This window comes from Paremcibacter congregatus, from assembly GCF_006385135.1.
Lineage (GTDB): Bacteria > Pseudomonadota > Alphaproteobacteria > Sphingomonadales > Emcibacteraceae > Paremcibacter > Paremcibacter congregatus.
This window is the reverse complement of record NZ_CP041025.1, coordinates 4,000,192-4,013,711: the sequence shown is the minus strand read 5'-3', so window position 1 is coordinate 4,013,711 and position 13,520 is coordinate 4,000,192. Positions and strand designations below refer to the sequence as shown.

The following is a 13,520-nucleotide window of genomic DNA, read 5'->3' as shown; positions in this document are numbered from 1 at the left end:
ACGGAATTGGGAGATTCCAGCGCATTCGTTACGGAGGTCAGATTGCCTAAAGTTTGCTGTCTTTTGGCATGTTCTGGTCTGTTTTTCTCAGGCGGATTTCGGTATTGGATATCTGTATGGCTTCAACGGCGCCGGTCAGTTCCAGAAACTGAACAAAAGCTTTCGGATCGTCGGCATCAAAAACACCATCAAATTCAAGTGTGTTGAGGTCTTCGTCATCTATGACGAGTTTGATTTTGTTGTAACGGTTGAACTCTCTTGCAATGGTGGCAAGCTGTTCCTGTTCAAAGACAAGCCTTCGCTCCCGCCAGGAGGTGATCAGGTCCGGCTGAACAGTTTGCACTGGCAGGAAGCCCTGATCCTTGTCGAGAGCTGACTTTTGCCCAGAGGTGAGCAGCAGGGGTTGGACAGGCGCGGGTGTCTCTTGTGGTTCGGTAGTAGCATGAGCTTTTTCATTCTGATCATTTTGCATGGTTTCTGTGTTGGTTCTCTGCGCAGAAACCGCCACTTTGCCTTCAACAACGGCCACATTGGTTCTGCCGTTCTCTCTGTAGACATTGAAAGTGGTGCCAAGCGCTTCAGCAACCGCTAGACCGCTATAGACCCGGAAAGGCTGTTCGGGGTTATGAGCCACCTTGAAGAGGGCTTCCCCTTCGAGAAGCTCTATCTTCCGTTCCGTCTCCAGGAACTCAACAGAAACCCGTGAGTTGGTGTTGAGATAAATAACGGACCCGTCGCTGAGAGGAATACTGCGCTGTTCGCCCACGTCGGTTGCATACGCGAGAAGTGGGGCGCCATCGTTCTGCAGGCCACTATTATAGGCCAGATAGCTTGAGGGGGAGATCACCACAAAGGCAATGGTGGCCGCGATCAGCGCCATCTTCTTCCAGGTGGGCTGTTTCTCAGGTTCATTAGCCGGTTTGGCGGCGCCATAGTTGGCTAATCCGGTTACGGGTTCATCGGGCTTAGAGGCTTTTTCTCCAGGCTCTCGGAAAAGGGGAATAACATCTGGAGCCTTCTCTGCAAGCAACTGATCAGTGGTCACACGCTCGGTGGCCTCAATATCCCCCAGCGCCTGAAACGTGGCAGCGGCAAACAGAAACTCCTGGATATGTTCTTTGGACACAGTAAGCCACTCGGCGAACGCTTGCTGCTCGGTTGCCGGCAGTTTTGCGCCGTCAAGTCTGGTGACCCATTCGCTGGCTTCGTCAATAATCGTTCTTTGTCGTTCTGTTAAGTCGCTCATCTCTTCTTCTCCACCCAACTTGCACGGCATTTGGCAAGGGCCCTGGTTATATACTTATGAACAGTATTAGGGGAAATATGAAGCCGCTCAGCAATTTCTTCATGGCTTAGGCCGTCCCGTTTACGTAATAAAATCACCTCCCTGTATAAAGGCGGAAGATCAGCAAAAATAGCCTCAAGTTCATTCAGGTCCTGTCGGTGCGAAATATGATCGATAAAGGCACCCTGATCGCTATCATCATCGGTGTCGGTAATATCCTCAATGTCTACCATCCTGGGATTGTTTTTTCGCTTAAGAAAAAACTCTCCAACAAGGTTAGATGCGATCCGAAACAGATAGACTTCCGGGTGGCGGATCAGTTCCGGTTTTTCAATTCGGATCAGCCTCAGATAAGCCTCCTGCATCAGGTCGCTGGCATCATCCTTGTTCGCTAGTTTGGAGATTAGGAAGCGGTGCAGTCTCGGCGCATAAGCTTTCCACGCAGACCAGTTCCGCTGTGTTTTAAGGTCTATGTCGCCCTTGTTTGGCACCGTTTATCTCATTCCAATTCTAAATCCTGTCCACAGGGACGTTACGAGCTGTTATACTGAAAGAGCTTTTGCTTTCCAGAAAATGGGTACTCTAACCACCCGAATTTAGAAATTTTGTGAAAGTTGATGTCACCTTATCGGGTAGCAAAGCGAAGTGACGGGAAATTATTTTACCGCATTTGTACCCATTTTTCCAGCGAGGCCCGCTCTTTCATTCTACAGGCGTTGGGAACCGCCTGAGTGAGTAACATTAACTGTTGGAGTTAGGGAGAATGAAAATGAAGAAAAATTATAAATACAGTTTGGTGAGCGTCCTTGCGCTAACGGCAGCAATGGTAACCGTACCGGCGCAGGCGACACAGTCCTATGAAGCAAAGGCGTTGGAGATGGCACGGCAGCCGCTGAATGTGGCGCTGCAGCAGCTCTCAGATAAGTTTGACGTGCAGATCGCGTCTTTCTCTGAAGATCTGTCGGGTAAAACCGTTAGGAAGCTCTCCGGCACATATAACCTGCAGGATGCGCTGACTGTAGCACTCGCGGGTAGCGGGCTTTATTACCTGCGTGTTGATGATCGCACAATTGCAGTTGGTACCTCAGAGCGTTTGTCTACTCAGTATCAGAAGGTCGGTTTCAAGGTGATCAGCTCAAATACTGCCTCAGACTATGAAGCCAACCTTGCGCCCTATCAGGATGATGAGAAGCTTGATGGGGTAGACAGCATGCTCTTTGATGAAATTATCGTAACCGCCAGCAGGCGCGAGCAGAATTTGCAAGATGTGCCGATGAGTGTGGCCGTGGTGCGGCCAGAGGAATTTACCAGTGCGGGGTTAACGCGGCTGAAAGATATTGTTGCTTACACACCGGGGGTGACAGTGAGCGATACGGCAGGCTCGTCTGTCAATGGTACTATTACGGCGCGCGGAGTGGCGAAATTTGGAAATGCAGGGGGTACGGCCACAGTTGGTATTTATCTGGATACCGTGCCCTTAACCAGCAATGGTCCGCACGGAACAGGCGGCAGTTTTGCCTTTGATGGCCTGCTTGGTGACATTGAGCGGATTGAGTTCCTGAAAGGACCACAAGGCACGCTTTATGGATCAACTTCTGTTGGTGGGGCCGTAAAATATATCACCCGAAAGCCCTCGTTGAATGAATTCAGAGGCCATGCGGCGGCTGACCTTTCTTCCACAAAAGAAGGCGGCTTTAACCAAATTTATAACGGCCGCATCAGTGTGCCGATTGTTGAGGACAAGCTGGGCATTACCGTTGCTGGTTTCTATGAAGATAATGGCGGGTTTGTTGATCGGGTTGATGGCGCTGGCGCTTTGCTTCAAAAGGATTCCGATACGTATGACCGCTATGGTTTTTCTGGTGATATATATTTTCAAGTGTCGGACCGTTTAAGTTTGCGCGGTCGGGCATTGCACCAGAAAGCCACCTATCATGGCTTGTCCCATATTGATATTGATGCAGCAACCAAAGTGCCAACTTATGACAAGTTTGCAACAGACTTTGGCTTCTCCAACCGTAATCTAAAAAGCACCTTTTATGCCGGAACTATTGAATATCAATTTGATGGGGCAACCCTGACATCTACCACTAGCTATGTGGAAAGTGCCGCCCACACAGATCAGGAAACTGTATCTCTATTTGGTTTTTTTGTTCCCACTGCTACGACAATTCCTTTGGTAGATGACCTCGGTATTGAAAAATTCAGTCAGGAAATTCAACTGAGTTCTGACAGCAGTGAGACATGGGAATGGATGCTGGGCCTTTATTATGCCAATGAGGAAACCTTTGGTACACAAAGTGCCCTTGCCCAACCTGGCGATATTCTTGTTTATGGGGGCCAGTCCCCTAGTGACTATATAGAAAATGCAGTTTTTGGGAACCTGACGTATTATATCACCCCTGAATTTGATGTGTCCGTAGGGGGGCGGTTAAGCAGGAACCAGATGGAGTTTACCAATATTGCGCCGGTAAGCTTCTTTAGCCCTGTAGCTGATGAATTCAATAGTTCGGTCAAGGATACAATAAACACGTGGTCCTTTGGTCTGCGTTACCGGCCAAGCGACGATCTGTCGCTGTATGCCCGGGTGGCCAGCGGCTATCGACCGGCTTTTGCCAACAGGCTTGTGGCAGATGGAATGGGTAACGAATTGCCTCGCTTTGTAAATGCCGATACCCTGTGGAGTTATGAACTGGGTGCCAAAGGATCTATGGCAGATGGAGTACTCTCTTACGATATCGCCCTTTGGTATATTGATTGGGCTGATTTCCAGACAACGATTAACCTAGATCCTGCAGGTTTTTTTGGCGGACTTGGCAATGTTGATGGTGGTATCACCATCAAGGGCGTTGAGGGCAGTGTGATTTTGAAGCCTGTTGACGGCTTGTCAGTTATATCTAATTTTGCCTATACAGACAGCACGCTTAATGATGATGAAGCCAATATCAATGGCACATCTGGGCAGCAATTGCCCTATGTACCTAAATGGACCTTCTCCAGCCGGGCGATTTATGATTTTGCCTTAACTGCTGATCTTGATGCCCATGTTGGGGCCGGTGTTCGGTATGAGGACAGCACTCGCAGTGCTTTCACTGACGGTGACGGGGGCAGCTCCAATATCCAATCTGACAGTTATGTTGTGGTTGACCTGAGTGCAGGTGTAAACTGGGACAGATTTTCTCTTAATCTTTATGCCACCAACTTGTTCAATGAATATGCTCTGATTAGTACCGCCAGTGCTTTTGTTAGTACTGGTGTACCGCTGAAACCACGCACGATCGGGGCGCGTTTGTCGGTGGATTTTTAAGTGAATTCAAGAGTATCACTCTGAACATCCACCCCCTTCTCTCTTCTCGTCACTCCCGACGAGCCGCGTTAGCGGTGAGGGAAGGGAACCCATGCGACATGTCAAGCGTATAACCGGTTTAGAAACAGGCAGGGCGATATAATCCTGTTTTTATACAATAGTTTACCCTGAATCATAGCATGGATTCCCTTCCCTCGCGCTCCGCGCTTGCCGGAAAGAGGAGGATAAAACTACCCTAAAAGGAACCAATGATGAAAAGAAACTATCTCACGGCAGCATTATCAAGCTTATTGATGGCCGCTGTTTTACTCCCGACTGCGGCTGCGCAATCAGCCCCTGAAAAAGCCGGTAAGGCAGAAATGCAGGAACGGTACGAACGAGCTAAAACCTTGATCAGAGGGACAATACAGCATCCTTATAAAGCTAAAGACTTGCGAAATCAGCTTATTGTCAATGAGGAGCCATACCCCCACTGGATTGGGGACGAAGATATCTTCTGGTATGCCAGAGATGTTAAAAATAATGGTGATATATACCGTGAAATTCGTTTGGTGGATGCCAACAAGAAAACCAACAAACCAGCATTTGATCATAAACGCTTTGCCGAAGCTCTGTCAAAAGCAAGCGGCACAAAGCTGGGCGCAAAAGATATAAAATTTGCGGATAGTATGTTCCGCTTTGGTAATATTGGGGATGTATCCATAACATTTGCGCCCTATCAGATGCATTTCAAATATGCTGGCAAGAACTGGCTGTATGCTGTTAAAAACAACAAGGTGAAAGAAGTTCAAAAAGCCCCTAAAGGTGATATGCAATCCCCTGATGGGACGCAAATTGCCTTCATTAAGAATTATAATGTCTGGCTGCGGGATGCCAAGTCGGGTGTAGAACGTGCCCTGACGACAGACGGGGCAGCGTATTTTGCCTATGGTGGCATTACAGGGCCTTCAGCAGAGTGGACGTCATTATATTTTCCGATGAATGCCAGTTGGTCGGCTGACGGTAAAAAACTATTGGTAATCCAAAATGATGCCAGATTGATTGAAGGTGTAGAAGAAGCCACCTTTGTGCATGCGGATGGCAGTTTGTATCCCAAAGTACAGAAAATCAGGCAAGGTACTGTTGGTGACGAGCATGTGGGGGAGGCACGCTATGTTGCCATTGATGTAGAAACAGGGGAGAAGCAATGCTCTGACTATAGGACCATGCCTTACACTATGCACCATATTACGCCTTTTCAGCGTAATTTGGCATGGTGGGGCAAGGATAGCCACCTTGCTTATTTCCTTGATACAGGGCGGTATTATAAAAGCGTTCGTCTGGTGCAGTTTGATACTCATACCGGTGCAACAAAGGTTTTGTTTGAGGAAACATCTGACACCCGTGTTAAGCTGACACAGCAGGGGGAAGAAGAACCGACAACAATGGTTCTGCCAGAAACAGATGAATTACTCTGGTATAGTGAACGCAGTGGCTGGGGGCATTTGTATCTGTATGACCTGAAAACTGGCAAGCTTAAAAATGCGGTCACACAGGGTGATTATGTTGTACGTAATATTGTGCGCTATGATGCCAAGCACCGAGAGCTTTACCTGCAAACAAATGGTCGGGTGAAGGGGCGTAACCCGTATTACCGTGACCTTGTGCGGGTGAATATTGACACCGGGAAAATGGTGACGCTTGCGTCCAGTGACCATGATGTGAATGGGCATTCACCACAAAATTTGCATACCTATGAAATGGGGGGACATGGTGTGAATGGTGTTTCCGTGTCTGGTAACTATGCGGTTTACAGCAAATCCCGGGTTAATACGGCGCCTGTCAGCTATGTGGTAGATCGCAGTGGCAAGACGGTGATGGAGTTGGAAACAGCAGATATTTCCAAACTGCCAAAAGGCTGGCAATGGCCAGAGCCTGTGCAAACAGTGGCAGCGGATGGCAAAACCGATATTTACGGTGTGGTTTATCGCCCTGCGGATTTTGACCCAAAGAAAAGCTATCCGGTTATTAGTCATGTAATGAATACACCCCGATACGCCATTACCCCTAGGGCGGCTTTTGGTACAGGCAGCAACTGGAATATGCTTTTCCCTCAAGCTCTGGCAGAGCTTGGCTTCATTGTGGTGCAGTTTGATGGGCGGGGCACCCCGTATCGCAGTAAAGCATTTGCGGACCATAGTTATGGCTGGTTTGACAGTGCCAGTGAACTGTCTGACCATGTGGCAGGGATTAAGCAGCTTGCGAAGCGTTATAGCTATATAGATATTGATCGTGCGGGAATTTATTCATCCATGTGGGGTCAGGGCGCTGTGCTTGGCATGTTGCAGCATCCGGATTTCTATAAGGTAGGTGTTGAAGGGTTTTATGCTGATGATCGTGTGATGTTGAGTATGCACACAGACCGTTATAACGGACCCAAGGCCCGGCCTGACCGCAAAACCCCGACAGAATTGGTGGGTAACCTGAAAGGCAAGCTGTTGCTGATGACCACCACTAATCCCGGTTATTTCAGTGGCTTTTCCACGCTTGCTGGTACGTTCCAGTTAATGGATGCGCTGCAAGCTGCGAACAAGGACTTTGACACAGTTGTTGAACAGCGCGTGGGATGGCTGCGCACCAGTTATCAGGAGCGTCGGGCTTGGGATTATTTTGTGCGTCACTTGCAAGGCAATGAACCCCCTAAAGAGTTCGTGCTGGATGGAACGCCCTTTGATCGTTAATTTCTGACATCCACCTTATCCCCAACCCCTGCCCCTTGGTATTTCCTGTGGGCAGGGGTTGGGGAATCTCCTTTTTTAAGCTTTATGTCTGTGGCTGTTTTTGCCTGCAAACATAAAGACTGTCAATAAGCATTTAAAATTACACCACCTTTTGCATGACAATTAACATAACAATAGCAATCTGTAGTGGGCTAAATTGTGCTATTTTGCATTAAATCCTGAATGGTAGGCGACTTGTCCGCTCGGTGTCTCTTCACCAAATGCTAGGCGCATAAAATATTCAGGAGGAACACCTTCCAATGTGAGGTCTGGGTCTACTTCAAAACCAAATTGGGAATAATATTCTGGCTCACCAAGTAGAACGCACCCCTCTGCACCTCTTTCAATCAAGCGGTTTAGGCCTTTACGGATTAAAGCAGAACCAATGCCATTTTTTTTGCATTTCTGGCACCACCGACACAGGCCCAAGACCAAACCAGTTACACTTGTTATCATCGATTGTGATAGGAGAAAATGCAATATGCCCCACCACCAAATCATCTTCTTCCGCAACCAGAGAAATGCTCAACACACCTGAGTCACATAAGGCTTCAACAATGGCTGCCTCAGTTTGGGAGCTATGCTCGACCGTTTTGAAGGCGGAGCGTGTAATCGTGCCAACTCTATCAATATCATCGGACAATTCATCGCGTATTTTCATAGTTCACCCTTTTATAATTTTTATGATCAAATTGGATCGAAAGAAAGACACTTTGTCTTGATAAGAATATTGGAGTGGCTACTTGTAAATTGCATAAAATCTTCGGGTTCCCCCATGATGCTTCGCCTCCTCTGACATGGGTTTATCCGGCTCTTCTTCTGCCTCTGCCATCACCCGCCGCTTGAACGCCTCACTCCCTCTACTGCCCCGCTTCTTACCTGGCATAATCAATGTACCTCCAACTCCAGCAGGCACAATGCCCACTTTGTTGAAGCATCATTAAATTATGGTGCTGAGGGTGGGTAGGTGTGGATCATCGGGCGCTTACCGTTATAACATGGAATTAATCCCATGTTATAAATTTTTTTTGATTTCCAGTAAGCTTCATGAGGTGTCATTGCGTAAAGGGAAGAATGAGGTCGGATCGTATTATAAAAGTCTACCCACGCCATGATAATACTCAAATTTTTAGTTTGGGAAATGGCCTCTATCCCAGCTAAAGTTCAGCTATTTTTTAAAAAATAGTACCCATATTGCGGCCTTGGTTCACTCCTTCACACTATAGGGATAGCAAAGCTCCTTTAAAGTGACTAACGATATCTGGGAAAACCTTATGGTTGAATGCATGCTTGTCTTTTCCAAAAAAGAATAAATAAAAAATGTCACTTTTTTTGCGCTTCGCTTGTCTTAAGTAGCGTTGGAGGGGAAATAATAGTTCAAGATAGGAGGAGTGAATGATCGCATTATTTATCAACGGTAAAAGTCATGCTTTGGCACTCGACCCTTCCACTCCCTTGTTGTGGGTTCTCCGGGACGAGCTAGGACTGGTGGGGACCAAGTTTGGTTGTGGCAAGGCCCAGTGCGGTGCCTGCACGGTGCATGTGGACGGGCAGGCAGTGCGTTCGTGCCAAACGTTCCTCGAAGACATCGATGGCGCGCAAATCACCACCATTGAAGCCGTCTCAGAAATTCCGATCGGCGCCGCTGTTCAGCAAGCTTGGCTTGATGTTGATGTGCCGCAGTGCGGCTATTGCCAGGCCGGCCAGATCATGTCCGCGACCGCGATGCTATCAGAAGTTTCTGTCCCCACGGACGCAGATATTGCCAATTACATGTCCGGTAATATCTGCCGATGTGGAACCTACATGCGGATCAAAAAGGCCATCAAGCTGGCTTCCAAAATTATCGAAGCAGATCGTCAGGGGAGAGACTAATATGAAACGGTCAAACACTCCTGAACAGTCTCTGTCTTGCCTTGGTCAAGGAGAGGCGGCGAGTCAAGCTGCTAGCGGCCCGTCAATGTCACGGCGCTTCTTCCTGGTGGCAGGTGCGGCCGCTGGCGGCGGCTTAATGCTCAGTCTTGGGGCTTGCGATCCCGCGACGGAGGGTAAGGCAGGATCAAAAGAGGCGCGGTTCTTCCTTGGTACGCATATCCGCATCTCCACCTCCGGCCAAGTTACAGTGCTCGCACAAAACCCGGAGATTGGCCAGGGCGTCAAGACAAGCCTGCCGATGGTCATCGCTGAAGAGTTGGATGTGGCCTGGAAAGACGTTACCGTCGAGCAGGCCGATCTGGACACAAATCTGTTCCAGTTTCAGGTGGCGGGCGGAAGCCTCTCCACCCCCATGCTGTCTCTTGCGCTTCGCAAGGTGGGGGCGGCGGCCCGCCAGATGCTGATTTCTGTTGCGGCAAGTCGCTTGAAGGTGCCGGCGACAGAATGCGCCACTGAAGCGGGTCACGTGATCCATAAGCCGTCAGGGCGCAAGCTTGGATACGGTCAGCTCACGGCAGACGCAGCACACCTTCCTGTGCCGAACCTTGCTGAGATCAAACTCAAAAGCGATAAATACTTTCAAATCGTTGGGCAAAAAATCAAAGGTGTCGATAACCCAAAAATAATCAAGGGTGAGCCTCTTTACGGTATCGATGTAACCGTACCGGGTATGGCCTATTCCGTGTTTGTTAAATGCCCCACTTTTGGTGGCAAGGCTGTGTCGGCGAACCTTGATGAGATAAGAACACTCCCAGGTGTGCAGGCCGCTTTCGTTGTCGAAGGTAATGATAGTCGTCCTGCCGCCAACCCGGCCTGGTGGTTGCCGGGTGAGGGGGGCGCTGCTCCTGACTGGTGGAATGTTGGCGGCCGGCCCGACTATGTGATGAGCGGTGTCGCCATCGTCGCGGACAGTTGGTGGCAGGCAGAGCGGGCACGGGATCGTCTTAAGGTTGTCTGGGAAAAGGGGCAAGCGGATGGGCAGTCAAGCGAAGGCTTCGATGCGGCTGCTGCCCAGCATTTTGCAAGTCCTCCAGATGAGAACCGCTGGCCTGAGCTTGGCAGTGTTGACAAGGCGCTTGAGGAAAGCGCTCAAAAGATCGATGTGGAATATAGCTTCCCGTTTCTCGCCCACGCGACCCTGGAGCCACAAAACGCAACAGCCTCAGTATCCACAGACGCGCACGGCAGCATGGCAATCGAGATCTGGAGTGGGGCGCAGCTCCCCGCCGTCGGTCAGGCAACCATCGCCAAAATGATGGGCGTGCCGAATGAGAATGTAACCATTCACCTCACCAGAGCAGGCGGCGGTTTTGGTCGCAGGCTCTTGAACGACAGTCTTCTCGAAGCGGTCTGGATCTCCAGTGTGGTTAAGAAGCCGGTAAAACTGCTGTGGAGCCGGGAAGACGATACGCAGCATGACTTTTACCGACCCGGTGGCTATCACCACCTGAAGGGTGGTCTTGATCAGGACGGTAAAGCTATTGCCTTTGAGGACCATTTTGTTGGTTTTGGCGGAGAGAAAGCTTTTGTAAACTCTGGGGATTCGAACTTCCCAGGTTATCTTTACGGCAATATTGCAAACATGCGCTATAAAGCGTCGAAGATTCCGCTCTATATCCCAACAGGGGCTATGCGGGCGCCGATGGCAAATAGTCATGGGTTTGTCTTCGAGAGCTTTGTTGACGAGTTGGCGCATAAGGCAGGGATTGACCCGATCAGCTTCCGCCTCACTATGATCGATCCCTCCAAGGAGACGCCGTCATACGGCGAGCTGACTGAGGGGGTGCCGCTCTCCGGCTTTAACCCAAAACGCATGCGCGCAATCCTGGAGCTTGTGGCTGAACGATCTGGCTGGCATGGGAAGAAGCTCTATCGCCCAAGCTCGGAGGATGTTGTTGAGGGCACTCTTCGGCGCGGCATGGGGGTTGGCTGCTACTTTAGTCACTTTGGTTATTTCGCACATGTGGTATCGCTGTCGGTTGATGCCAGAAACAATGTGACCGTTGATACCGTCTGGGTGGTTGGCGATATCGGCCGCCAGATTATCAACCCCCTCAACGCCGAGAATATGGTGCAGGGCTCTGTGATTGACGGCCTTGGTCAGGCTATGGGGCTGGAGGTTACTTTTGAAGGTGGTGCGGCCAATCAGTCCAACTTTGATGACTATCCGCTCATTCGCATGGCTCAGGCGCCAAATGAGATTGACGTGCATTTTCACAAAACGGATCACACAACGACCGGGCTCGGGGAGCCAGCTTTGCCACCGATCCTGCCGGCGTTTGCAAATGCACTCTATGCCGCCACTGGTACACGCTACCGCAAGCTGCCGCTCCCGGTCTTTGAAGGGATACTGGAAGAGGAGGATATATAATGCCGAAGATTGAACCCTGTCCGGTTGACAAGACCGATGCATCACTTGAAGAGAGTGTTTCCCTGAGTGATTTGTCCATATTCCTGCTTCTCACGGGTGGCATTCTTGCGGTTGTTGTTATGGGCTTCCTTTTCTTTGGAGGCCTGTCGCAGCAGGCAGAGGATGGCATGATTGAGCTTATGCAGCAGATTGAGCAATTGAGTAAGGACCCACGGAACCTGCCATTACAGCGGTAGAGGAACACAAAACCCCGTCAGGGGGGTGAGGTGAAACGAGGAGCTAAGGATGTGAAGGTCAGAAGACAATAACTTGATGTCACAGCAAAAAAAGGGAGAGAACCTCCGTAGTAGCAATCGCAATCTTCCGACTCTACCTGGCGATTGTACGGAAACTTATGGTGTCAGACTTCGTCTAACCACGGAGCCTGACACCGTTTTTCTTCTCTGGAGCTTGGGGGCAAGTCAGGGGGGAAAGTTTGCTGAAGGGGTCAGGGACAAAAGCCACTGATGAGGTCGGATCAGGTGTCAGCAGAATACAGGCATCAACAAAATAAGAATAAAGCGGTCTAATCAGAAACCGCCATTTGATGAAGAGAGTGAAGAGTGAGGAAACTATGGAAACTGTAGCCTTGATACATGCGGACTGGCCTTTTGCCATATGGGCGGCGCTGATGATGTTGGCGGCGCTGGGCTTTTGGGCTGATAAGACAAAGGTTGGCAGCAATGTCTCCGGGGCGGCGATAATTCTGGCGGCGGCCATGGCGCTATCCAACTTTGGGGTTCTGCCAAAATCAGCTGAAACCTATAATGTGGTCTGGTCCTATCTTGTTCCGGTCGCCATTCCGCTGTTGCTCCTCAAAGCTGATCTTCGGCGTGTTATCTTTGAGACCAAAAGTATGCTGGTTGCTTTCTTTCTTGGGGCCATAGGTACAACATTGGGGGCTCTTGTCGGGTATGTAATTCTGCCCCTCGGTGAACAGGGCCCGAAGCTTGCTGCTGTCTTCAGTGCGACTTATATTGGCGGCTCAATGAATATGGCTGCAGTGACCCAGGCCGTGGAACTTGATCCCTCTCTGGCGACAGCCAGTGTGGCAGCGGATAATGTGGTGGGCGTACTCTATCTGGCATTCCTCGCTCTGGTGCCGTCCATGGCTTTCTTTCAGTGGTGGTTTAAGAGGTCCCTTTCTTCAGGTTTGGCGGGCGCGTCCGCTGAAGAAATCACTGATGCAAAATCCCATGCAGGAGATATTCCACCAGATGTCCAGACAGGCATCAATCTGGCTCATATCGGGTTTGTGGTGGGCTTGTCCTTTACCATCTGTGCTATGGGAAAAGCTCTGGCGGACATGCTTGGGGTTGGTAGCTATAGCATCATGTTTATTACGGCCCTGACCATTGTTATCGCCAACATTTTTCCGCGCCAGCTTAAAAAATTCAAAGGCGATTATGAGATCGGCCTCTTTTTTATGTATGTGTTTTTTGCCGCGATCGGGGTCAGTGCAGATGTGGTGGCCATGCTGGATAAAGCGCTGATGATTGCCCTTTATGCCGCCATTATCGTGGTCTGTCATGCGGCTGTGATCTTCGGGGTCAGTAAATTCTTCAAGCTTGATTTGATGGAAGTGGTGATCGCTTCCAATGCCTGCGCCTCAGGCCCCGCCAGTGCGGCTGCACTGGCGGCGGGTAAAGGACGTCCTGATCTGGTGGCCCCGGCTGTCCTGCTCGGAGTGTTTGGGTATGCCGTGGCTAACTTCATCGGGGTGAGCCTGAATATCTGGCTCGGGGCTTAAAGATTAAAATAACAATATCTTCAGGAGGAAACAATCAAGCATTTTTTAAAACGAGTGACTATTGCAGCAGCCTT

Annotated in this window: 10 protein-coding genes and 1 pseudogene; 6 read left to right on the top strand and 5 right to left on the bottom strand. The window is 49.8% G+C overall.

What is annotated here, in order from left to right; translation table 11 throughout:
* Positions 1-46: 46 nt before the first annotated feature.
* Both FIV45_RS17535 and FIV45_RS17530 read right to left on the bottom strand, forming a co-directional pair.
* Positions 47-1,246 (bottom strand): FecR family protein, encoded by a 1,200-nt coding sequence (locus FIV45_RS17535; protein ID WP_165777020.1) that lies wholly within the window; start codon positions 1,244-1,246, stop codon positions 47-49.
* Positions 1,243-1,776 carry an RNA polymerase sigma factor gene (locus tag FIV45_RS17530; RefSeq protein WP_099473084.1) on the bottom strand — a complete coding sequence of 178 codons (534 nt, stop codon included), beginning with the start codon at positions 1,774-1,776 and terminating at the stop codon, positions 1,243-1,245. Before FIV45_RS17530 ends, FIV45_RS17535 begins: the two co-directional genes overlap by 4 nt.
* A 278-nt stretch (positions 1,777-2,054) precedes the next feature.
* Here FIV45_RS17530 and FIV45_RS17525 point away from each other — a divergent pair, with 278 nt between their 5' ends.
* Positions 2,055-4,592 carry a TonB-dependent receptor gene (locus FIV45_RS17525; protein WP_165777019.1) on the top strand — a complete coding sequence of 846 codons (2,538 nt, stop codon included), beginning with the start codon at positions 2,055-2,057 and terminating at the stop codon, positions 4,590-4,592.
* Between the two features lie 251 nt (positions 4,593-4,843).
* Positions 4,844-7,312, top strand: coding sequence for a S9 family peptidase (locus tag FIV45_RS17520; protein WP_181040115.1), 2,469 nt, complete (start codon positions 4,844-4,846; stop codon positions 7,310-7,312).
* A gap of 201 nt (positions 7,313-7,513) precedes the next feature.
* Here the strand turns inward: FIV45_RS17520 and FIV45_RS19005 are convergent.
* The 3 genes and pseudogenes from FIV45_RS19005 to FIV45_RS19000 all read right to left on the bottom strand — a co-directional run bounded on the left by FIV45_RS19005 (position 7,514) and on the right by FIV45_RS19000 (position 8,464).
* A pseudogene (locus FIV45_RS19005) lies at positions 7,514-8,012 on the bottom strand (GNAT family N-acetyltransferase).
* Positions 8,013-8,090: 78 nt separating this feature from the next.
* Complete coding sequence (locus FIV45_RS18525) at positions 8,091-8,237, bottom strand: hypothetical protein (protein ID WP_181040114.1); 147 nt, start codon at positions 8,235-8,237, stop codon at positions 8,091-8,093.
* A gap of 59 nt (positions 8,238-8,296) precedes the next feature.
* Positions 8,297-8,464: an integrase core domain-containing protein gene (locus tag FIV45_RS19000; protein WP_099473077.1), complete on the bottom strand. Its 168-nt coding sequence runs from the start codon at positions 8,462-8,464 to the stop codon at positions 8,297-8,299.
* 282 nt (positions 8,465-8,746) lie between these two features.
* On the opposite strand from FIV45_RS19000, the gene FIV45_RS17505 reads away from it, so the two are divergent.
* The 4 genes from FIV45_RS17505 to FIV45_RS17490 all read left to right on the top strand — a co-directional run bounded on the left by FIV45_RS17505 (position 8,747) and on the right by FIV45_RS17490 (position 13,446).
* Positions 8,747-9,226 (top strand): (2Fe-2S)-binding protein, encoded by a 480-nt coding sequence (locus tag FIV45_RS17505; RefSeq protein WP_099473074.1) that lies wholly within the window; start codon positions 8,747-8,749, stop codon positions 9,224-9,226.
* 1 nt (position 9,227) lies between these two features.
* Complete coding sequence (locus FIV45_RS17500) at positions 9,228-11,657, top strand: xanthine dehydrogenase family protein molybdopterin-binding subunit (RefSeq protein WP_099473071.1); 2,430 nt, start codon at positions 9,228-9,230, stop codon at positions 11,655-11,657.
* Complete coding sequence (locus FIV45_RS17495) at positions 11,657-11,893, top strand: hypothetical protein (protein ID WP_099473069.1); 237 nt, start codon at positions 11,657-11,659, stop codon at positions 11,891-11,893. Before FIV45_RS17500 ends, FIV45_RS17495 begins: the two co-directional genes overlap by 1 nt.
* Positions 11,894-12,270: 377 nt before the next feature.
* On the top strand, positions 12,271-13,446 hold the full coding sequence (locus FIV45_RS17490; RefSeq protein WP_165777018.1) for a DUF819 family protein: 1,176 nt from the start codon (positions 12,271-12,273) through the stop codon (positions 13,444-13,446).
* Positions 13,447-13,520: the final 74 nt, after the last annotated feature.